This window comes from Sphingopyxis sp. BE235 (assembly GCF_031457175.1).
Lineage (GTDB): Bacteria > Pseudomonadota > Alphaproteobacteria > Sphingomonadales > Sphingomonadaceae > Sphingopyxis.
Genome location: NZ_JAVDWC010000001.1, coordinates 696,006 through 714,401, shown reverse-complemented (window position 1 = coordinate 714,401; position 18,396 = coordinate 696,006). Strand labels below are relative to the sequence as shown.

Here is an 18,396-nt window from a genome sequence, read left to right as displayed (position 1 = left end):
GTGACACTTGATTTCCCCCGATCGATCCGAACCCTTTTCCTCATGGGCTTCGCGGCCTTGCTCGCGGCGTGCCAAAGCGTGCCGCCGACCACCGGCTTCACCCCCGGACAAATCGCCGTTCTCCAGTCCCAAGGCTTTGTGGAGGACGGTCCCGGGTGGATGCTTAGCATGCCCGAACGGCTGCTTTTCGCGTCGAACGAAAGCAGCGTGTCGCCCGACCAGCAACAGCGGATCAGCGATATTGCCGCCAAGCTCGTTTCGGTGGGCATCGCGACCGCGCGGGTCGAAGGTCATACCGATTCGACCGGCGCCCCGGCCTATAATCTGACGTTGTCGCAGGCGCGCGCAGAGGCCGTCGCGGCGCCGATGCAGGCGGGCGGCATGCGATTTACCGCGGACCAGATCGTCGGCCGCGGCGAGACCCTGCCGTTGTCGAGCAACACGACAGCGGAGGGGCGGCAGGACAACCGGCGCGTGGTCGTGATCGTCACGCCGCAGTGACGCGGCCGTCGGCGCTGTCCCGGACTCTTTTCTTGACCAAAGTTCGCGGCTAAGCCCTCGCACATGAAACCGATCCGCAAAGCCGTCTTCCCCGTCGCCGGCCTCGGCACCCGCTTCCTCCCCGCGACCAAGGCGATCCCCAAGGAGATGCTGCCCGTCGTCGACCGGCCGCTGATCCAATATGCGGTCGACGAAGCGCGCGAGGCGGGGATCGAGCAGATGATCTTCGTCACCGGCCGCGGCAAAAGCGCGATCGAGGATCATTTCGACGTCGCGTTCGAACTCGAAAAGACGATGTCCGAGCGCGGCAAGGATTTGTCGGTGCTCGAACCGACGCGGCTCGGCCCCGGCGCCTGCGCCTATGTCCGGCAACAGGAACCGCTGGGCTTGGGCCATGCGATCTGGTGCGCGCGCGATATCGTCGGCGACGAGCCCTTCGCGATCTTCCTCCCCGACGAATTCATGCACGGATCGCCCGGTTGCATGAAACAGATGGTCGATGCGTATCAAAAGGTCGGCGGCAATCTGATCTCGGTGCTCGAGGTGCCGCACGAACAGGTGTCCGCCTATGGCGTCATCGCGCCCGGCGCGCGCGACGGGGCGCTCACCGAAGTCCACGGCCTCGTCGAAAAGCCGCGGGCCGCCGAGGCGCCGTCGAATCTGATCATTTCGGGCCGCTATATCCTGCAACCCGAAGTGATGCGCGTGCTCGAAGGACAGGAAAAGGGCGCCGGCGGCGAAATCCAGCTCACCGACGCGATGGCGACGATGATCGGCAACCAGCCCTTCCACGCCGTCACCTTCGACGGTGCGCGCTACGACTGCGGATCGAAAGCCGGATATATCCAGGCCAATCTGGCGGTCGCGCTCGAACGGCCCGACATCGCGGACGAAGTGCGCGCTTTTGCGATCGATCTGCTGAAATAGGAGCGGCGGAGGCAGCAGCCCCCGCCGGCCTGACGCTTATTCGCCTTCGATATTCGGTTTCGGGAAGCTGTCGGCCCCGAGCGTCTTGTAGAGCAGGCCGCCAATCGCCCCGCCGATCAACGGCGCGATCCAGAACAGCCACAATTGCTGCAGCGCGATGCCGCCCACGACCAGCGCGGGACCGGTGCTGCGCGCCGGGTTGACCGAGGTATTGGTCACCGGGATCGAGATGAGGTGGATCAAGGTCAACGCAAGGCCGATCGCGATCGGCGCGAAACCCGCGGGCGCGCGGCCATCGGTCGATCCCATGATGATCCAGAGGAAGAAGGCGGTGAGCACGATTTCGATAATGAAGCCCGACCAGATGTCATAATGCCCCGGCGAACCCGCATCGAAGCCGTTGGCCGCTAGGCCGTTCGTGGCGAGATCATAGGCCGGGTTACCGCTGGCAACGTAGAACAGCAGGAACGCCGCGACGATCGCGCCGAGCACCTGCGCCACGACATAGAGCGGAATATCGCGCGCGTCGAAACGCCCGCCCGCCCACAACCCTACGGTGACCGCGGGGTTGAGGTGACAGCCCGAAATATGGCCGATCGCATAGGCCATGGTGACAACCGTCAGACCGAAAGCAAGCGAGACGCCGAGCAGTCCGATCCCGACGTCGGGGAATGCCGCGGCCAGAACCGCGCTGCCGCAGCCGCCGAAGACAAGCCAGAACGTGCCGATAAATTCGGCCAGACCCTTTTGGATATTCGTCATGATGACCCTCCTCCCCGCCGATGGCCTCAGACGCCCCCGGCGCGAGCATCATCCTATCAGCGCTGCGCGAACGGGCAAGCCCTTGTCCGGCCAAGACGAATCAGGCGGCCGCGACCGCTTCGACGAAGTGGCGCGCGCGCTGGTGCAGCGACAGCGCCGCCTCGGTCAGCCCGGCGGACAATTTGCCCAGCGCCTGCGCGCCATCGCCGACGGCGGTCGCGCCATGTCCGATCTCGCGGACGCGCGCGTCGATTTCGCGGCCCGCAAAGACCGCCTGTTCGACATAGCTCGCGATCGTCAGCGTCGTCGCGCTCTGTCCATCGACCGCGCGGTCGATCGCGTCGGAAAAGCCGTTGTTGGCGTCGATCGCCTTCTCGACCTCTTCAAATCCCGCCGCGACCTGTTCGACGATATCGCGGATCCGGTCGACATATTGGGTGATGTCGCCCGCTGCGACGCGCGTCTGGCTGGCCAGCGTCTTCACCTCCGACGCGACCACGGCAAAGCCGCGGCCGGCATCACCGGCGCGCGCCGCCTCGATCCCTGCATTGAGCGCGAGCATATTGGTGCGGCTCGCCATGTCGATGATCAATGCGAGCATCTGTTCGATCGACTGGCTCGCCGCCTTCAATGCGATCGACCGATCGCTGGCCTGCTTGATCTTGCGATGCGCGTCGCCGCGAACCGTGCGCGCGCGCGATCCGTCGTCGACGATCTTCGCCATCGTCGCCGCAAGCGCATGACCGCGATCGCCGAGGTCCTGCAGCCCGGCCAGCGTCTGCGCGGTCGCGCCCGCGACGGTGACCGCGTCGCGCCCTGTTTGCTGAGCACGTTCGGACAGCGTGCCGGCGACCGCTTCGACCTTGCGCGCCATGTCGGACAGCGTCGCGGTCAGCGCGGTGATGTCCTGCTGGAACCGCCGCCCGGCATCGTCGATGTGCGTCGTGCGCGCCGCCCGTTCCTCTGCCAGTTCGACCTCGCGCAGCATCGCCAGCTTGGCGAGCTGGCCGCTGTCGAGCGTTTCGACGAAGCGTCCCGCGCGGACGAGGATCAGTTCCTGCTGCCCCGGCGACTGCGCCACGATGCGCAGCAAATCGGTCGTCGATCGCGTCACATCGGCGGTCGGACATGCTTCGATCATCGAGGCGATCGAGCCGCCGATCGTCGGATTCTGCATCAGCGAAAACCAGAAGGGGCAAAAGAGCAATTCGCGCACCCGCTGTTCGCGAATGATGCCCACCGGCCGCTCTTCGCCATCGACCACAGCAAGCGCGCGGAGCTGCGGATTGCCGCGGAACAGATCGATGACCTCAGACATATGCGCGTCGGCGCCGATCGCGGACGCGTGGCCCGGCGATGGCGTAAAGGCATATCCCATGGCGTTCATCACTCTCTCTTCAGTCTGCGGCCCTTGTTCGCGTTTCAACCTAGAGGCTGTTGGTAAACAGTAATTTAACCATTTATTTCAGTGATGTGACACGCCGGCCGCGCGCCGGGCCGATCCGTCGCAATATCCTGTTCAGATCGCGGCGGTTATGCGATGGGGCGTCATCGGCGAGGAGAAGAAAATGCGCGTTTTAATTCTGGCGGTCATGGCCGCTCCCCTGCTCGCCGGCTGTTTCAGCGCGGTCAAGACGGTCGTCACCGCGCCGGTCAAAGCCGTCGGCCAGGTCGCCGACTGGTCGACGACCAGCCAGGACGAATCGGATCGCAACCGCGGCCGTGAAATGCGCAAGCGCGAGGAACAGATGGGCAAGCTGTCGCGCCAGCGCGACAAGGCGGCCGAAAAGTGCCGCGACGGCAAGGCCGACCAATGCCAGCGCGCCGAAGTGCTGGAGCATGAAATCGAAGCATTGATGGCGGCGCCGCGTTAAAATCCTCCTTGTGCCGCAGGCATGGGGAGGTGGCAGCGCGAAGCGCTGACGGAGGGGCTATGACGCTTGCCCCTCCACCACTCGCTACGCGAGCGTTCCCCCTCCCCATCGCTGCGCGACAGGGAGGACAGAAAGCTACCGCACCCGCCGGCCCGTCCACACAACGCGCCCGACCAATTGCACCGACGCCATCGGCAGATCATCCCAGCTGCGATAATGCGGATTGTCGCTGATTACCGAAATCCGCCCCTGCCCCGGCGCGCGCGCGACGCGCTTCACCATCAGCACATCGTCCATGCGCAGCACGTAGATGCCGTCGCGCAGCCGCGCCGCGGCGTCGCCGCCATCGACCAATATATCGTCGCCATCGTCGAGCGTCGGCGCCATCGAATCGCCCTCGACGCGAATGATGCTGAGCGCGCGCGGATCGGCACCCAGGTCGCGCAGCCATTTGGGGTCGAACGCGACCTCGCCCTCGACGGCTTCGCCATCGACGCTGGCGCCCGCGCCCGCCGAGGCGCCGATCGCGAGTTTCGGCACCAAGATCATTCCGGGCCCGCGCGCCCGCACCGGGGTCGCGACGCGCTGCACCGGCCCGCCCAGCATCGCTTCGGACACGCCGAGATAGGCGGCGATGCGCGCACGATCCTGCTCGGCCAGCCGCCGCGGCGAACCGCGCTTGATATATTGCTGGATATAGGCGGGGTTGCGCCCGATCACTTGCGAGATGCGCGCATAATCGAGCCCCCTTTCAGCCAAGAGGCGGTCGAGCGCGGTGCGCGGATCCTGATCGAAATCGGCCATAGGTCGCTGGGGGCTGGTCCTTCCTATTTCGTCTCTAGCAAACGGATTTTTCCTAGACAAGTAGGAAAATGAGCATCAAATAGGAAATATCCTATCGGGTGAGTCGCCCGGTTTCAGTGCGATCAGGGAGGAAAATATGGAGCGCAGCCTGCTGCAACGGATCGAGGCCTTTCTGAAGGAATCGGCGATGCCGCCGAGCGTGTTCGGCCGCGCCGCGGCGCACGACCCGCGCCTCGTCGCCGATTTGCGCGGGGGCCGCGAGCCGGGGCTCGATATGATATGTCGTGTGGAACATTTCATGAACAAATGGCGTGCCGAGCGGCGCGCGGGCCAGGTCGCGCCGCAGGGCGACCGGCGAACCCGCGCCTTCCGCCGTATCGAGCAGGGAGCACAGGCATGATGCGCTGGTCCCCCGCCCTGCCGCCGCGCCCCGGCTGTCCGCATCGGCGGCTCCGCCATCTGCTCGTCCGCGAATTGCCGCATGGGCTGGCGCCGGGTGCATCGACTTTTCGCCCGTGGGCGAGCGCGAGTTTCGTCGGCGCGCGTCACCTGTTCCCCTGTGTGATCGCGGCGGGCGACAGCGAGCCGGTCCGCCGCGCGCTGCACGACCGGCTGAACGCGACCGAATGGACGCTCCCCGGACATATCGTCGCCGATGTCGTGGTGGAATGCGGGACCGAGCCGCAGACGCTGCGGATCGAAATATTGACGGTCGAGGACTAGCCGACCGACTGGCGCGTCATCCGCTGCAGCGTACTGAGCGCGGCTTCGAGCGCGAAGTCGACTTCGGGCTCGACGGTTTCCGCGGCATCGTCGGGCACCGGAATCGCAGCAGTCGAAGCCGGGGCAGCCCGCTGACGGCGCGTCAGCCCCGCTTCGAAGCGCGCGACCATCGCACCGAGCGATTTGTCGGCGGGATCGGGCATCGGCGGCGGCGAAGTCATTTCGGCGGGTTGCAGCCAGGGCGCGTCGCCGTCGAATTCTTCTTCGGGAGCGAGGTCGGCAAGCACAAGTTCGCCCGCGTCGTCGGCCTCGGCTTCACCCAACCACAGGCCGGGCGCAACCGGTTCAGCGATAGCGCTGCCGTCCAGACCGCCCGCGGGCAGATCGCGGCCCGCGCGGATCGGCGGGCGCGGCGGATCGTCGGGGTGCAGGTCGACGCGGCGGCGGCGCGTCAGAATCTCTTCGCTATCGTCACTCTCCACCTCATGCGACGTACGGCGGAAACGGTCGCGCAGCGAGGACAGCCCCGCCGCTTCGGGCTTGGCGATGAGCAGCGCGACGAGGCCCGCGATCAAGGCGGCGAACGCCGACATGCCGAACGCGAGCGCGAGCCGCCCGCCATTGCCGATCGGCTGCACGAAAATGTCGGAGAGCCGGTCGAGATAGAGATTCCAGCTGATCCCCGCGACCCACGAAAAGGGCATGACCGCGGCGAACAGGAAGGTCAGCGCCGCGGCGCCGATCACCGCCGGAATCGCGGGCTGGAGCGCGCGCAGCAGCGCGGTCGCTGTCGCTTTGGCCCGATTCTCGCTGGTCTCTTCCATATCGTTTCAAATCCATCGGCCCGTCGGGCCATTTGCCTTCACTCGGTATCGCGGCGCTCAGGCGCCGCGCAGCAATCGCTGGTAAACCGGCTCGTAACGTAAAATGTTTGATGACCAGTTACGATGGCTTTCCACAAAAATACGTGCTGTCCGCCGTCGCGCGGGCCACATTTCCCGATTTTGCAGCAGCTTGGCGAGCGCATCCGCAATCGCGGCGGGGTCGTCGGGCGCGAACAAGGTGCCCGTGGCGCCATCCTCGATCAGCTCGCGATGCCCGCCGACATCGGACGCCGCGACGAGCTTACCCTGTGCCATCGCCTCGAGCGGTTTCAGCGGCGTGACGAGATCGGTCAGCCGCATCTTCTTGCGCGGATAGGCGAGGATATCGATCAGCGAATAATAGCGCTCGACCTCCTGATGCGGCACACGGCCGACGAAATGGATGTGCGCCGCCGCCGGCGATGTCGCCGCTTGGGCTTTCAACGCCGCCTCCATCGGGCCGCCGCCGACGAGGAGCAGCCGCGCCTTAGGCTGCGCGGCGACGAGCGCGGGCATCGCCGCGATCAGATCGTCGATCCCCTCATAATCGTAAAAGCTGCCGATATAGCCGATCACCGCATCGTGGGTGGCAAGCCCAAGCGTGTCGGCAAGCGCATCGTCACGCGGGGTCGGATCGCCGAACAGTTCGAGGTCGACGCCATTGGGCGACACGGTGATTTTGTCCGCGTCGATCCCGCGCGCAATCAGGTCGCCGCGCAATCCTTCGCAGATTACTGCGACCGCATCGGCCGATTTCACCGCATAAGTTTCGAGCTGCCTGGTGAGCCAATAACGCAAACTCCCCTCGCGCCCTGTCCCGTTGCCGACCGACGCATCCTCCCAGAAGGCGCGAATTTCATAGATCACCGGGATGCCGAGTTTCTTGCCGACGCGCAGCGCCGCGAGCCCGTCGAGCACCGGCGAATGCGCGTGCAGCACATCGGGTTTCCATTCGCTTGCCAGCGCCTCGACGCGCTTCGCCAGCGCCCCGATCTCGCGCCACTCGCGGATCGGCGCGCGCGCGGGCGCAATCGGCGGGGTGCGATAGAAGGTTAGCCCGTCGACGGTCTCGCCATCCGGCCCCGGGTCGGGATGCCGCACGCCGGTCACGCCCGCAACTTCCCAGCCCTTCGCCACCTGCGCCTTCATCAGCGCGCGGGTGCGAAAGGTGTAGCCGCTGTGCGCGGGCAGGCTATGATCGAGGACGTGTAAAATTCGGGTCATCGTGCAGGGCTTTGACAGACAAGGCTTAACGCGGCGTCAACCCCAATAGCCTAGGCAACGCTTGGGGTCAGGGCCCATGTACGACGCGATCGAGGTTTGAAGCGATTTTGTCCATGGCAAGGAAGCGAGACGTAGGCATATGGGTATATTCCAAGGCTCGCTGACGCAGCCATGGACAAAATCGGTCAAATCCCGAAGGGACGTCGAAATGGCTTCGATCTCGTCTCCGCGCGTCCTTGCAGATGGAACCACCATCAGCGGCGGCCACGCGAAGCCGATATCTTCGCCATTTCGACGCCTCGACCGCGTCGTACATGGGTCCTGACCCCTGATATGGTCGACAATTTTTCCCTTGGCTTGACGCACGTCCTGATGGCGATTGCGCTCTGGCGCCTGCTCCATCGCGACGATCTCGATCGCGAGGTCAGCCCGCGCCTGCTGTGGCAGCAACGCCGCGATGCCGAACGTGCCGAAGCGGATGCCCGCCCCGATGCGTGACCTCGCGTTCGTCGCTTTCCTCTTTGCCTTCATCGGGATCGGCTTCAGGAAGCCGTTCCTGTTCATACTGTGCTTTTGCTACATCGACATCGTCGCGCCGCAGCGCCTGAGTTATTTCCTGATCAACTCGATCCCGGTTTCGCTGATCGTTTTCGGGCTCGCGATTGCCGGCTGGCTCGTGGCCGATGACAAGAAGGACACACGCTGGTCGGGGCGGCAGACCTTGCTCGTGATGCTGCTCGTCTATTGCTGGATGACGACCATCTATGCCGATTTCCCCGTCGAGGCGGCGGACAAGTGGAGCTGGGTGTGGAAGGCGCTGATCTGGGCGATCTTCCTTCCGCTGACGCTGCGCACCAAGCTGCGGATCGAGGCGCTGGCGCTGATGCTGCTGCTCTCGGCGGCGGCGATCGCGATCGCGGGCGGCATCAAGACTGCCGCGGGCGGCGGGGGCTATGGCACGCTTCGCTTGCTGCTGAGCGAAAATTACGGGCTTTACGAGGGCAGCACGATGTCGTGCGTCGCCATATCGATCATCCCGCTGATCCTGTGGTATCGCCGCCACGGGACGATCTTTCCGCCCGACTGGATGGTGTCGGCCTTCTGCTTCGCGCTGGTCTTCGCCTGCGCGCTACTGCCCGTCGGCACCCAGGCGCGCACCGGGCTGATCTGCCTGTTCGTGCTCGCGCTGCTGTCGCTGCGCGCGGTCAAGCATCGCCTTCTCTACATCGCGGGCGCCGGGCTGCTGGCGGCCGCCGCCATTCCCTTCCTGCCGCAAAGCTATACCGACCGCATGGAAACGATCCGCGGCTACAAGTCCGACCAGTCGGCCTCGACGCGCGTCGCGGTGTGGGCGTGGACCTGGGACTATGCGAAGGACAATCCCATGGGCGGCGGCTTTAACGCCTTTCTTCAAAATCGCGTCCGCGTCGAAAAGGAAGCGAGCAGCCCGGAAGAGACGGCGAGCGTTTATGAGGAAGAGTCGCGCGCCTATCATTCGAGTTATTTCGAGATGCTGGGCGAGCAGGGCTATCCGGGAACCGCGATGTGGTTGCTCCTCCATTTCGCGGGGCTGATGCAGATGGAACGGATCCGGCGGCGCTACCTTAAAACGCGGCGCGGCGAAGAGCAATGGATCGCGCCCCTGGCGACCGCGCTGCAGCACGGCCATATCGTCTATCTGGTCGGGTCGCTGTTCGTCGCCATCGCGTTCCAGCCCTTCATCTACATGATGCTGGCGCTCGAGATCGGGCTGACGACCTATTGCCGCCGCCGCGAGAGAGAAGCGGGCTGGCGGCCGCTGAAGCCGCGCTCGATGGTGGCTGCGTGAGCGGCGCTGCCATCCCGCGGCAGATGCTGCCGACGCTCACCGGGCTGCGCGGGTTCGCGGCGCTGATGGTGCTGCTCTACCATATCCGCGGCGCGATGGGGGGCTTCCTGCCCGAGCGGGTCATTGCGGTGCTGGCGGAGGGTTATCTCGCGGTCGACCTGTTCTTCGTGCTGTCGGGGTTCGTTCTGTGGTGGACCTATGGCGCCGAGTTCCGCGATCAGGGCATCCGCGCCGCGCCGCGCTTCATCGTCCGCCGGTTCGCCCGCATCTTCCCGCTCCATCTCGCGATCCTGTCGGCGATGCTGCTGTTCGCGCTGGCGCTGCTCGTCAGCGGGCGCGACCCCGGCGCGCATTACAGCTTCACCGCGCTGCCCGCGCATTATCTGCTGGTCCAGAATTGGGGGTTCGGCAACGGGCTGACGTGGAACGATCCGGCGTGGTCGATCTCGACCGAATGGGCCGCCTATCTGCTGCTGGCGATCGCCGGCGGCTGGCTGACGCGGCTGCCGCGCGGCGCGTGGAGCTTTCCTTCGTTGATCATCGCGATGGCGGCCGGTCTGGGCTGGTGGTTCGCGGCAACCGGCCGCGCGAGCATCGGCGACGATATTCCCGCGACCGGGCTGCTGCGCTGCCTCGTCGAATTCGGCATCGGCATCCTGCTTTGCCAATGGTGGACGACGCAGTGCGAAGCGCCCCGCGGCACGGCGATCATCTATGGCACCGCGCTCGGCCTTGTCGGCGCCGCGGCATTGCTTTTCGGAGTGGCCGGATCGCAGCCGGCGGCGGTGCCGCTGATCATGACCGCCGTCGTGATCCTTGCGCTGCAGGCCTCGACGGCGCCGCGGCCGCTCCTCTCAGGCCGGATCGCGCAATGGCTGGGGGATATCAGCTATGCCGTCTATCTGTCGCATTTCTTCCTGTGGATCCTCTTCAAGCTCTTCTTCGTCGACGATCCCATGCTGGTCCATCCGATCAAGATCCTCGCCTTCATCCTGTTGACGCTGGCCGCGTCGCATCTTCTCCATATCGCGCTCGAGGTGCCGGGGCGGCGGATCGCCCAGCGGGCCGGCGACCGCCTGCTCGCCGCCCCGCGCACCATCTTCGCCGCGGGCCGCAGCGAGACCTGACCCGCCGACGCCGTATCACGGGGGAACCATCGGCGGCGGCGAGGCGCTATGGACCCATGTCCGCACCGCGTCTTGTCCATGTCGACGACAGCCTACCCGGCATCAGCCGCGCGCGCTCGGGGGTCGGCTGGCGCTACCGCGACGCCAAGGGAAAGATCATCCGCGACCGCGACGAGATCGACCGGCTCAACGCGATCGCGCTGCCGCCCGCCTATGAGGATGCGTGGTTCTGCCCCGCTCCCAACGGCCATATCCTCGCGACCGGCTATGACGCGCGCGGCCGCAAGCAATATCGCTATCATCCCGATTTTCGGATGGCGCGCGAGGCCGACAAATATGACCGGTGCGCCGCCTTCGGCCACGCGCTGCCGCTTCTCCGCGCGCGCCTCGAAGACGATCTGAACCGCCGGACGCTCTGCTCGGAACGCGTCGTCGCCGCGGTCGTGCGCCTGCTCGACCTCGCCGCGCTGCGCGTCGGGAACGAGCAATATGTCGCGGCGAACAAGAGCTTCGGCGCGACGACGCTGCGCCAACGCCACGCCAAGCTGTCGGGCAAGACGCTTCGCCTGAAATATATCGCCAAAGGCGGGGCGAAGCGCGAGGTGACGATCAGCGACCGCAGCCTCACCACGCTGGTGCGCCGGTTGCAGGACCTGCCCGGCCAGAATCTCTTTCAATATGAGGATGGGGGTGACCTCTGCGTCGTCGGCTCCGACGATGTGAACGCCTATATCCGCGAAGCGATGGGTGACGAATTCAGCGCCAAGCATTTCCGCACCTGGTCGGCGAGCGTCGAGGCATTTGCCTTCCTCTACGACGCGCCCGAACCGCCGACCTTGAAGGCGATGCTCGAACATGTCGCGAGCCGCCTCGGCAACACCCCCGCGATCGCGCGCAAAGCCTATGTCCACCCCGCGATGCTCGCTGCGGCGCAGGCACGCGAAGACTTCGCATCCGCCATCGGGAACCTGCCGCGCGCGACGCGTTATCTTTCGCGTTACGAACGCGGATTTTTGACCTATCTGGAGCAGGCGCCCGCGGCTGCGGTGCTGCTCCAATCCGCCTGATCCGACGTACAAAGGACCCGACGTGAATTTCTCCATCCTCGCCGCCGCGACCACCGCCGCCCCGAAAGCTGCGCCCGCAAAGGCGGCCACGACCGATCCGCTCGCCGACCTGCAGCGCTATTGGGACATGAGCCTCGCGTGGGTGGAAAGCCACTGGCTGCAGATCGGCATCGCGATCGGCGTCGGTCTCGCCATCTATTTCCTGCTGTCGATGGTCCGCCGCTTTGCGCTCAAATATGCGAAGTCGGCCGAAGGCGACCTCTCGCTGACCCACATCGCCGGGCGCGTGATCCACAAGACCAAGTCATCCGTGCTCGCGATCATCGCGATCCGCATGGTCGCGAGCTATGCCCAGCCGCCCGCGGTGATCATGCATATAATCCAGTTCGTCTTTACCGTCGCGGTCGTGCTGCAAGTCGCGATCTGGGCGCGCGAGATCGTGCTCGGACTGATCCAGCGCCGCGCCGCCGAGGGCAATAACGAGACGCTCAGCAACGCGATGGGGATCATCCGCCTGCTGATCAGTATCGCCTTGTTCGCGATCGCGGCGATCGTCATCCTCGACAATATGGGGGTCAATGTCACGGGCCTCATCGCGGGCCTCGGCATCGGCGGCATCGCGATCGGTCTTGCCGCGCAAGGCATTTTCTCCGACCTCTTCGCCTCGCTGTCGATCATCTTCGACCGCCCATTCCGCGTCGGCGAGACGATCAAATACGACATGAGCACCGCAACGGTCGAACGCATCGGGCTCAAGAGCACCCGGCTCCGCTCATTGAACGGCGAATTGCTCGTGATCTCGAACACCAATTTGCTGAGCAAGGAGATCACCAACTTCGCGCATCTCCACCGCCGCCGGATCACCTTCAAGATCGGTGTCATCTATCAGACGACCCCCGCTATGCTCCGCGACCTGCCGCCGTTGCTCGAAGAGCAGGTGGTCGCCGGGGGCCAGGAATTCATCCGCTCGAGCTTTTTGACCTTCGGTCCGTCGAGCCTCGATTTCGAACTGATCTTTGATGTCTTCAGCGACGATTATGATGTCGTCGCCGCGGCGCGCACCGATATCGCCATCCGCGTCTTCGACGCGATGGCCAAGAGCGACTACGAGTTCGCCTATCCCACGCAGACGACCTTTACCGCGGCGCCCGACGGGACCATGATCATGCCCTATTCCGAGTCTCCAAAGCCAAAGGCGGCGGCGGCAAAGGCAGCGAAGCCCGGCTGACGCTACGGCGCCGCGGCTGCGGGGCTTGGCTCTTGTGCAACGCGGCAAGAGATGCCTAGAACGCGCCCCGAACCAGCAATTTCAGGGGATGACATATGGCCACCATCACGCCGCAGGAACTGCAGACCAAGGTCGGTGAGCATCTCGGCACGTCGGACTGGGTGCTCGTCGATCAGGAGATGATCAACAAGTTCGCCGACGCCACGGGCGACCATCAGTTCATCCATATCGACGAGGAAAAGGCCAAGCTGACGCCGTTCGGCGGCACGATCGCGCACGGCTTCCTCACCCTGTCGCTGATGCCGCTGCTCGGCGCGAGCACCGACGGCCCCAAGGTCGGGGGCGTCAAGATGGGGGTCAATTATGGCTGCAACAAAGTCCGCTTCCTCTCGCCCGTCCGCTCGGGCAAGCGCGTGCGCAGCCATGTGAAGCTGCTCGAGCTCGAGGAAAAGCGCCCCGGCCAGTGGCAGCAGACCAACGAAGTCACCGTCGAGATCGAGGGCGAGGAAAAGCCCGCCCTGATCGCCGAATGGATCAGCCAGTTTTTCGTTTGAGCATAGACCTCCCCGGCAAAGATTCTGCCAAACTCTTCGAAGAGGAATTACATCATGCGTGACGCCGTCATCGTTTCCACCGCCCGCACCCCGCTGACCAAGGCGGCGCGCGGATCGTTCAACAACACCCTTGCCCCGACGCTCGGTGCCCATGCCGTCCGCGCCGCGGTCGAGCGCGCCGGCATCGAAGGCGGCGAGATCGACGACGTCGTCTTCGGCGCCGCGATGCAGCAGGGCTCGCAGACGATGAACGTCGCGCGCCTGATCGCGCTGCGCGCCGGCCTGCCCGTCACCGTCCCCGGCATGTCGATCGACCGTCAGTGCTCGTCGGGCCTGATGACGATCGCGACCGCCGCAAAGCAGATCATCGTCGACCGCCAGGACATCGCGGTCGCCGGCGGCATCGAGTCGATCTCGAAGGTCAGCGGCAGCGGCAAGGTCTTCATCGAGACCGACGCCGAGCTGATCGCGATGCACAAGGACACCTATATGCCGATGATCGGCACCGCCGAGGTCGTCGCCAAGCGCTACAACATCAGCCGCGAAGCGCAGGACGAATATTCGTTCCAGTCGCAGCAGCGCACCGCCGCCGCGCAGGCCGCGGGCAAATATGACGACGAGATCGTCGCCTGCAACGCGACCATGGCGGTGGTGAACAAGGAAACGAAGGAAGTCAGCTTCCAGGACGTCGTCGCGAACAAGGACGAGTGCAACCGTCCCGACACGACGCTCGAAGGGCTGTCGAGCCTGAAGCCGGTGATGGGCGAAGGCTTTTCGATCACCGCGGGTAACGCCAGCCAGCTCGCCGACGGTGCATCGGCGTGTGTCGTGATGGAAGCCAAGGTCGCCGAAAAGAAGGGCCTCCAGCCGCTCGGCCGCTATGTCGGCATGGCGGTCGCGGGCACCGAGCCCGACGAAATGGGCATCGGCCCCGTCTTCGCGATCCCCAAGCTGCTCGAACGCTTCGAGCTCAAGATGGACGACATCGGCCTCTGGGAACTCAACGAAGCCTTTGCGGTGCAGGTGCTTTACTGCCGCGACACGCTCGGCATCCCGAACGAACTGCTCAACGTCAACGGCGGCTCGATCTCGATCGGCCACCCGTTCGGCATGACCGGCGCGCGCTGCGTCGGCCACGCGCTGATCGAAGGCAAGCGCCGCGGCGTCAAATATGCCGTCGTCACCATGTGCATCGGCGGCGGCCAGGGCGCAGCGGGCCTGTTCGAGGTCTTCTGATTTGCGGCTGAGCGCACCCCGTATCGAGCCGGTCGACCTCGACCGGCTCGATGCCGACCAGCGCGCCGCGCTCGAACCCTTCCTTGCTGCCAATGGCGGCAAGGTCGGGGGCGGCAAGATTCTCAACATCTTCCGCACCCTCGCCCATGCGCCGAAGGCGCTCACCGCCTTCCTCGGCTGGGGCAATTATATCCTCTCGAAGCGCAACGCGCTTTCGCCCCGGAATCGCGAACTCGTCATCCTGCGCACCGGCTACAACTGCCGCTCGGGCTATGAGTGGACGCAGCACAAGCGCATCGGGCTCGATTGCGGGCTCACCGAAGACGAGATCGCGCACATCAAGACCGGCCCCGACGCGAGCGGCTGGAACGACCTCGACCGCGCGATGCTCCGCGCGACCGACGAACTCACGAGCCATCACTTTGTTACCGACGCCACCTGGGCCGCGCTCGCGCCGCTCGGCGACAAGGGCCGCATGGACCTCGTCATGACCGTCGGCCAGTACACGCAGGTTTCGATGATTTTGAACAGCTTCGGCATCCAGGTCGAGGACGGCTGGACCGTCGACCCCGACCTCAAAGCTTGAACCACAAGGGAGAGAGACCATGAGTGCCATCGGTGTGATCGCCACGCTGCGCGTGCAGCCCGGCAAGGAAGAGGCGTTCGAAGGTGTGTTCGCCGAACTCGCCGCCGCGGTGCACGCGGACGAGCCCGGCAACAGCTATTACAAGCTGTTCCGCACCAGCGAGGCGGGCGTGTACAAGGTGCTCGAATGCTATGACGGCGATGCCGCGGTCGAAGCGCACCGCGCGTCGGACCATTTCCGCACCCTCAGCGCCAAGCTCGGCCCCTGCCTCGCCGGTGCGCCCGAGATCGAGCGGCTTTCCGCGGTTTGATTATCCGGAGATGATCTTTCATTCATCGTCACCCCGGACTTGATCCGGGATCCCGCTCGAGATCGAAGCCAGCCGATGCCTCACAAAAGCGGGATCCCGGATCAAGTCCGGGATGACGAAGGGAAAGGACGCGACATCCTTCCTCAGCGCACCCGGTTGAAATAATTCGTCCGCATCGCGGTGCAAGGCGTCAGCCGACCTCGGCAATCTGCCCCGACCGGTCGCCCAGCACATAGCGCGGCCCCGCCCCGCGCTGCGCCGCCTTGTCGTCGCGATTGTAGAGGCCGCATTTCTTGAGCGAGAGGCACCCGCAGCCGATGCAGTTGCCGAGCAGTTCGCGCGTGCGCTGAAGCGCCGCGATCTGCGCATCGATCCGCGCGCTGAGGCCGGTGCTGATCCGTGTCCAGTCGGCGCCGTTCGGCGTCCGTCCCGCGGGGAGCCGCGCCAGCTCGGCGGCGATTTCTTCAAGGCTCAGCCCCAGTTGCTGCGCGATCAGGATGAACGACACACGGCGAATATCGGCGCGCAGGAAGCGCCGCTGGCCGCCGCCGGTGCGCAGCGCCTCGACCAGCCCCTTCGCTTCGTAAAAGCGGATCGCCGACACCGCGACGCCGGTGCGCGCCGCGAGTTCGCCGATCGCGATCAGGTCGGTCCGATGCATCTTCCGCGCTCCTGCTTTTATCCTTGATCTCAACCTGACTTGAGCTTTCATAAGCCGTGCGTCAACGCGAATCAGGAGAATATAAGGTGACGCATCCCTTCATCGAGCATGTGAATCTGACGGTCAGCGATCCCGACCGCACCGCCGGAATCCTCTCGGCGATCTTTGGCTGGCACGAGCGCTGGCGCGGCCCTGCGCAGGGTGGCGGGCGCACGATCCACCTCGGCAGCGACGCCGCTTATATCGCACTCTACACCGGCCCCGACGGCGAGCACGCCGACGCGCAATATCCAAAGGGTGCGCCGCTCAACCATGTCGGGGTGCAGGTCGACGATCTCGACACGATCGAAATGCGCGTGAAGGCGGTCGGGCTGACCCCGTTCAACCACGGCGATTACGAACCCGGCCGCCGCTTCTATTTCTTCGATCCCGACGGCATCGAATATGAGGTCGTCAGCTATGCGGAGCCGCGGCTGCGCTGAACGGGGCAACGACCGGCGCCCTGCCGCGTTGATCGATCATCGGGGGGCATGAAGGAGTCTTTCGATGAGCGAAGACATCAAGAAACAATTCTGGAAGGCGCTGGCCGACAGCCCTTATGTCATGGTCGGCGCGACCGGCGAGCGCGAACATCATATCCCGATGAACGCCCAGCTCGACAGGGATGCGCACGGCGCCTTCTGGTTCTTCACCGCGACCGACAACCGCCTGTCGGGCGGCGGCCCCGCGATGGCGCAGTTCGCCGCGAAAGGCCACGAGCTGTTCGCCTGCATCTCGGGCACGCTGCGCCGCGAGGAAAATCGCGCAGTGCTCGACAAATTGTGGAACAACAGCATCGCGGCCTGGTACGAAGGCGGCAAGGATGATCCGAAGCTCGTCCTCTTGCGCTTCGATCTCGACAACGCCGAAATCTGGACAGCCGACCCGAGCATCAAGGGCCTGTTCAAGCTGGCAACGGGCATGACGATGAAGGAAGGCGAGCTTGGCCAGCACGCCACGGTAGCGCTGTAACCTGCCTTCCCCCGTTCATGTCGAGCGAAGTCGAGACACCTATCATGGTAACGCCCAGCCGATGGGCATCTCGACTACGCTCGATGCGAACGGTTTTTGTTCAGCCCACCGGCGGCCCGATCCGCCCGTCGCGAAACTCGAACCCGCCCTCGCGGTCGCGCTCCAACAAGGCAGGACCGTCGAGATCGACCCAGCGCGCCCGCTGTGCCAGCACGAACGCCGGCGCAATCGCGAGGCTGGTCGACAACATGCACCCGGCCATGATCGACAGTCCCGCCGCATCGGCCGCATCGGCGATGCGCAATGCCTCGGTCAGACCGCCCGCCTTGTCGAGCTTGATATTCACCCCGTCGTAAAACGCGCCGATCCGCGCGACATCGGCCGCGGTCTGACAGCTCTCGTCGGCGATGAAGGGAATGGGCGCATAGATCGGGTCGAGCAGCGCGTCGGCACCCACCGGCACCGGCTGCTCGATCATTTCGACCCCCAGGTCGGCGAGCGCCTCGGCCTCGCTCAAAATGTCGATATCGCGCCAGCTTTCGTTGGCGTCGACGATCAGCCGCGCCTCGGGCGCACCTTTGCGCACCGCGGCGACGCGCAGGCGGTCGCCTTCGCCGGTGAGCTTCAATTTCAGCAAACGATAGCCGTCGGCCTCGGCCGTCGCCGCCTGCTCCGCCATCGCGCCGGGCGCGCTGAGCGAGATGGTGAAGGCGGTGACACGCGACGTCGGCGCGCCGTCGCACCCGGCAAGCTGCCAGAGACGCAATCCGCGCTGCCGCGCCTCGAGATCCCACAGCGCGCAATCGAGCGCGTTGCGTGCCGCGCCGGGCGCCATCAACTCCTGCACCGCGGCGCGTGCCTCGACGGCGCCCAGCTCGGCGATATAGGGCGCGACGCGCAGTAACTGGTCGCGGCACCCCGCGGCATCCTCGCCCAGATAATAGACCGGCGTCCCTTCGCCGCGTCCGACAGCGCCGTCACCCTCGATTTCGGCGACGACGACATCGACATGCGTCTTCGCGCCGCGGCTGATCACGAACGCTCCCGCGACCGGCCAGCGTTCAACACGTGCGCTTTTCAGTTGGATAGCCATGCGGGAAGGCTAGTGTA

General features: G+C 65.3%; 23 protein-coding genes. 16 read left to right on the top strand and 7 right to left on the bottom strand.

Annotated features, from left to right (window positions below; translation table 11 throughout):
- On the top strand, window positions 1-501 hold the full coding sequence (locus J2X38_RS03440; RefSeq protein WP_058536944.1) for an OmpA family protein: 501 nt from the start codon (window positions 1-3) through the stop codon (window positions 499-501).
- Window positions 502-564: 63 nt separating this feature from the next.
- Window positions 565-1,428 (top strand): UTP--glucose-1-phosphate uridylyltransferase GalU, encoded by an 864-nt coding sequence (gene galU, locus J2X38_RS03435; RefSeq protein WP_310251365.1) that lies wholly within the window; start codon window positions 565-567, stop codon window positions 1,426-1,428.
- A gap of 36 nt (window positions 1,429-1,464) precedes the next feature.
- Here galU and aqpZ read toward each other — a convergent pair whose 3' ends face one another.
- Together aqpZ and J2X38_RS03425 are read right to left on the bottom strand one after the other, a co-directional pair.
- Window positions 1,465-2,190, bottom strand: coding sequence for an aquaporin Z (gene aqpZ / locus J2X38_RS03430; protein ID WP_310251363.1), 726 nt, complete (start codon window positions 2,188-2,190; stop codon window positions 1,465-1,467).
- Window positions 2,191-2,290: 100 nt separating this feature from the next.
- Window positions 2,291-3,577, bottom strand: coding sequence for a methyl-accepting chemotaxis protein (locus J2X38_RS03425; protein ID WP_231732790.1), 1,287 nt, complete (start codon window positions 3,575-3,577; stop codon window positions 2,291-2,293).
- A 181-nt stretch (window positions 3,578-3,758) separates the two neighbouring features.
- Here J2X38_RS03425 and J2X38_RS03420 point away from each other — a divergent pair, with 181 nt between their 5' ends.
- Complete coding sequence (locus tag J2X38_RS03420) at window positions 3,759-4,064, top strand: hypothetical protein (protein WP_058537039.1); 306 nt, start codon at window positions 3,759-3,761, stop codon at window positions 4,062-4,064.
- Window positions 4,065-4,199: 135 nt separating this feature from the next.
- Here the strand turns inward: J2X38_RS03420 and J2X38_RS03415 are convergent, their stop codons facing one another.
- The gene (locus J2X38_RS03415; RefSeq protein ID WP_310251359.1) at window positions 4,200-4,868 is read right to left on the bottom strand and encodes a S24 family peptidase; all 669 of its coding nucleotides are present in this window, start codon (window positions 4,866-4,868) and stop codon (window positions 4,200-4,202) included.
- 136 nt (window positions 4,869-5,004) lie between these two features.
- Between J2X38_RS03415 and J2X38_RS03410 the strand changes: the two genes are divergently transcribed.
- On the top strand, window positions 5,005-5,268 hold the full coding sequence (locus J2X38_RS03410; protein WP_248456710.1) for a hypothetical protein: 264 nt from the start codon (window positions 5,005-5,007) through the stop codon (window positions 5,266-5,268).
- Entirely contained in the window at window positions 5,265-5,591 is a 327-nt protein-coding gene (locus J2X38_RS03405) for a hypothetical protein (protein WP_310251356.1), read from the top strand. Before J2X38_RS03410 ends, J2X38_RS03405 begins: the two co-directional genes overlap by 4 nt.
- Here the strand turns inward: J2X38_RS03405 and J2X38_RS03400 are convergent.
- Together J2X38_RS03400 and J2X38_RS03395 are read right to left on the bottom strand one after the other, a co-directional pair.
- Complete coding sequence (locus tag J2X38_RS03400; RefSeq protein WP_310251354.1) at window positions 5,588-6,415, bottom strand: hypothetical protein; 828 nt, start codon at window positions 6,413-6,415, stop codon at window positions 5,588-5,590. The genes J2X38_RS03405 and J2X38_RS03400 overlap by 4 nt on opposite strands.
- 57 nt (window positions 6,416-6,472) lie before the next feature.
- Entirely contained in the window at window positions 6,473-7,678 is a 1,206-nt protein-coding gene (locus J2X38_RS03395) for a TIGR04063 family PEP-CTERM/XrtA system glycosyltransferase (RefSeq protein WP_310251352.1), read from the bottom strand.
- Window positions 7,679-8,050: 372 nt separating this feature from the next.
- On the opposite strand from J2X38_RS03395, the gene J2X38_RS03390 reads away from it, so the two are divergent.
- The 9 genes from J2X38_RS03390 to J2X38_RS03350 all read left to right on the top strand — a co-directional run bounded on the left by J2X38_RS03390 (window position 8,051) and on the right by J2X38_RS03350 (window position 15,614).
- A complete protein-coding gene (locus J2X38_RS03390) occupies window positions 8,051-8,176 on the top strand; it encodes a hypothetical protein (RefSeq protein ID WP_269433266.1) in 126 nt (41 codons plus the stop codon).
- The gene (locus J2X38_RS03385; protein WP_310251350.1) at window positions 8,169-9,506 is read left to right on the top strand and encodes a putative O-glycosylation ligase, exosortase A system-associated; all 1,338 of its coding nucleotides are present in this window, start codon (window positions 8,169-8,171) and stop codon (window positions 9,504-9,506) included. The genes J2X38_RS03390 and J2X38_RS03385 overlap by 8 nt, the downstream gene beginning before the upstream one ends.
- Window positions 9,503-10,633, top strand: coding sequence for an acyltransferase (locus J2X38_RS03380; protein ID WP_310251348.1), 1,131 nt, complete (start codon window positions 9,503-9,505; stop codon window positions 10,631-10,633). Before J2X38_RS03385 ends, J2X38_RS03380 begins: the two co-directional genes overlap by 4 nt.
- 56 nt (window positions 10,634-10,689) lie before the next feature.
- Window positions 10,690-11,700 (top strand): DNA topoisomerase IB, encoded by a 1,011-nt coding sequence (locus tag J2X38_RS03375; RefSeq protein WP_310251346.1) that lies wholly within the window; start codon window positions 10,690-10,692, stop codon window positions 11,698-11,700.
- Window positions 11,701-11,827: 127 nt separating this feature from the next.
- Window positions 11,828-12,928: a mechanosensitive ion channel family protein gene (locus J2X38_RS03370; RefSeq protein ID WP_405053442.1), complete on the top strand. Its 1,101-nt coding sequence runs from the start codon at window positions 11,828-11,830 to the stop codon at window positions 12,926-12,928.
- Window positions 12,929-13,023: 95 nt separating this feature from the next.
- Window positions 13,024-13,482, top strand: coding sequence for a MaoC family dehydratase (locus J2X38_RS03365; protein ID WP_058536951.1), 459 nt, complete (start codon window positions 13,024-13,026; stop codon window positions 13,480-13,482).
- A gap of 54 nt (window positions 13,483-13,536) precedes the next feature.
- Window positions 13,537-14,718 carry an acetyl-CoA C-acyltransferase gene (locus J2X38_RS03360; RefSeq protein ID WP_310251342.1) on the top strand — a complete coding sequence of 394 codons (1,182 nt, stop codon included), beginning with the start codon at window positions 13,537-13,539 and terminating at the stop codon, window positions 14,716-14,718.
- Window position 14,719: 1 nt separating this feature from the next.
- On the top strand, window positions 14,720-15,304 hold the full coding sequence (locus J2X38_RS03355; protein WP_058536953.1) for a carboxymuconolactone decarboxylase family protein: 585 nt from the start codon (window positions 14,720-14,722) through the stop codon (window positions 15,302-15,304).
- 19 nt (window positions 15,305-15,323) lie between these two features.
- Window positions 15,324-15,614, top strand: coding sequence for a putative quinol monooxygenase (locus tag J2X38_RS03350; protein WP_310251335.1), 291 nt, complete (start codon window positions 15,324-15,326; stop codon window positions 15,612-15,614).
- 190 nt (window positions 15,615-15,804) lie between these two features.
- Here the strand turns inward: J2X38_RS03350 and soxR are convergent, their stop codons facing one another.
- Window positions 15,805-16,275 (bottom strand): redox-sensitive transcriptional activator SoxR, encoded by a 471-nt coding sequence (gene soxR, locus J2X38_RS03345; protein ID WP_310251332.1) that lies wholly within the window; start codon window positions 16,273-16,275, stop codon window positions 15,805-15,807.
- Window positions 16,276-16,361: 86 nt separating this feature from the next.
- On the opposite strand from soxR, the gene J2X38_RS03340 reads away from it, so the two are divergent.
- Entirely contained in the window at window positions 16,362-16,757 is a 396-nt protein-coding gene (locus tag J2X38_RS03340; protein ID WP_310251330.1) for a VOC family protein, read from the top strand.
- Between the two features lie 64 nt (window positions 16,758-16,821).
- On the top strand, window positions 16,822-17,286 hold the full coding sequence (locus J2X38_RS03335; RefSeq protein ID WP_310251328.1) for a pyridoxamine 5'-phosphate oxidase family protein: 465 nt from the start codon (window positions 16,822-16,824) through the stop codon (window positions 17,284-17,286).
- Window positions 17,287-17,386: 100 nt separating this feature from the next.
- Here J2X38_RS03335 and J2X38_RS03330 read toward each other — a convergent pair whose 3' ends face one another.
- Window positions 17,387-18,379 carry a dipeptide epimerase gene (locus J2X38_RS03330; RefSeq protein ID WP_310251326.1) on the bottom strand — a complete coding sequence of 331 codons (993 nt, stop codon included), beginning with the start codon at window positions 18,377-18,379 and terminating at the stop codon, window positions 17,387-17,389.
- Window positions 18,380-18,396: the final 17 nt, after the last annotated feature.

Excerpts from the sequence above, each read along its gene's own strand:
- J2X38_RS03400 (WP_310251354.1), bottom strand. The coding sequence starts at position 6,415 with ATGGAAGAGACCAGCGAGAATCGGGCCAAAGCGACAGCGACCGCGCTG.
- J2X38_RS03375 (WP_310251346.1), top strand. The coding sequence starts at position 10,690 with ATGTCCGCACCGCGTCTTGTCCATGTCGACGACAGCCTACCCGGCATC.
- galU (WP_310251365.1), top strand. The coding sequence starts at position 565 with ATGAAACCGATCCGCAAAGCCGTCTTCCCCGTCGCCGGCCTCGGCACC.
- J2X38_RS03420 (WP_058537039.1), top strand. The coding sequence starts at position 3,759 with ATGCGCGTTTTAATTCTGGCGGTCATGGCCGCTCCCCTGCTCGCCGGC.
- J2X38_RS03350 (WP_310251335.1), top strand. The coding sequence starts at position 15,324 with ATGAGTGCCATCGGTGTGATCGCCACGCTGCGCGTGCAGCCCGGCAAG.
- soxR (WP_310251332.1), bottom strand. The coding sequence starts at position 16,275 with ATGCATCGGACCGACCTGATCGCGATCGGCGAACTCGCGGCGCGCACC.
- J2X38_RS03385 (WP_310251350.1), top strand. The coding sequence starts at position 8,169 with ATGCGTGACCTCGCGTTCGTCGCTTTCCTCTTTGCCTTCATCGGGATC.
- J2X38_RS03415 (WP_310251359.1), bottom strand. The coding sequence starts at position 4,868 with ATGGCCGATTTCGATCAGGATCCGCGCACCGCGCTCGACCGCCTCTTG.
- J2X38_RS03360 (WP_310251342.1), top strand. The coding sequence starts at position 13,537 with ATGCGTGACGCCGTCATCGTTTCCACCGCCCGCACCCCGCTGACCAAG.
- J2X38_RS03410 (WP_248456710.1), top strand. The coding sequence starts at position 5,005 with ATGGAGCGCAGCCTGCTGCAACGGATCGAGGCCTTTCTGAAGGAATCG.
- aqpZ (WP_310251363.1), bottom strand. The coding sequence starts at position 2,190 with ATGACGAATATCCAAAAGGGTCTGGCCGAATTTATCGGCACGTTCTGG.
- J2X38_RS03390 (WP_269433266.1), top strand. The coding sequence starts at position 8,051 with ATGGCGATTGCGCTCTGGCGCCTGCTCCATCGCGACGATCTCGATCGC.
- J2X38_RS03365 (WP_058536951.1), top strand. The coding sequence starts at position 13,024 with ATGGCCACCATCACGCCGCAGGAACTGCAGACCAAGGTCGGTGAGCAT.
- J2X38_RS03405 (WP_310251356.1), top strand. The coding sequence starts at position 5,265 with ATGATGCGCTGGTCCCCCGCCCTGCCGCCGCGCCCCGGCTGTCCGCAT.
- J2X38_RS03335 (WP_310251328.1), top strand. The coding sequence starts at position 16,822 with ATGAGCGAAGACATCAAGAAACAATTCTGGAAGGCGCTGGCCGACAGC.
- J2X38_RS03370 (WP_405053442.1), top strand. The coding sequence starts at position 11,828 with ATGAGCCTCGCGTGGGTGGAAAGCCACTGGCTGCAGATCGGCATCGCG.
- J2X38_RS03330 (WP_310251326.1), bottom strand. The coding sequence starts at position 18,379 with ATGGCTATCCAACTGAAAAGCGCACGTGTTGAACGCTGGCCGGTCGCG.
- J2X38_RS03425 (WP_231732790.1), bottom strand. The coding sequence starts at position 3,577 with ATGAACGCCATGGGATATGCCTTTACGCCATCGCCGGGCCACGCGTCC.
- J2X38_RS03395 (WP_310251352.1), bottom strand. The coding sequence starts at position 7,678 with ATGACCCGAATTTTACACGTCCTCGATCATAGCCTGCCCGCGCACAGC.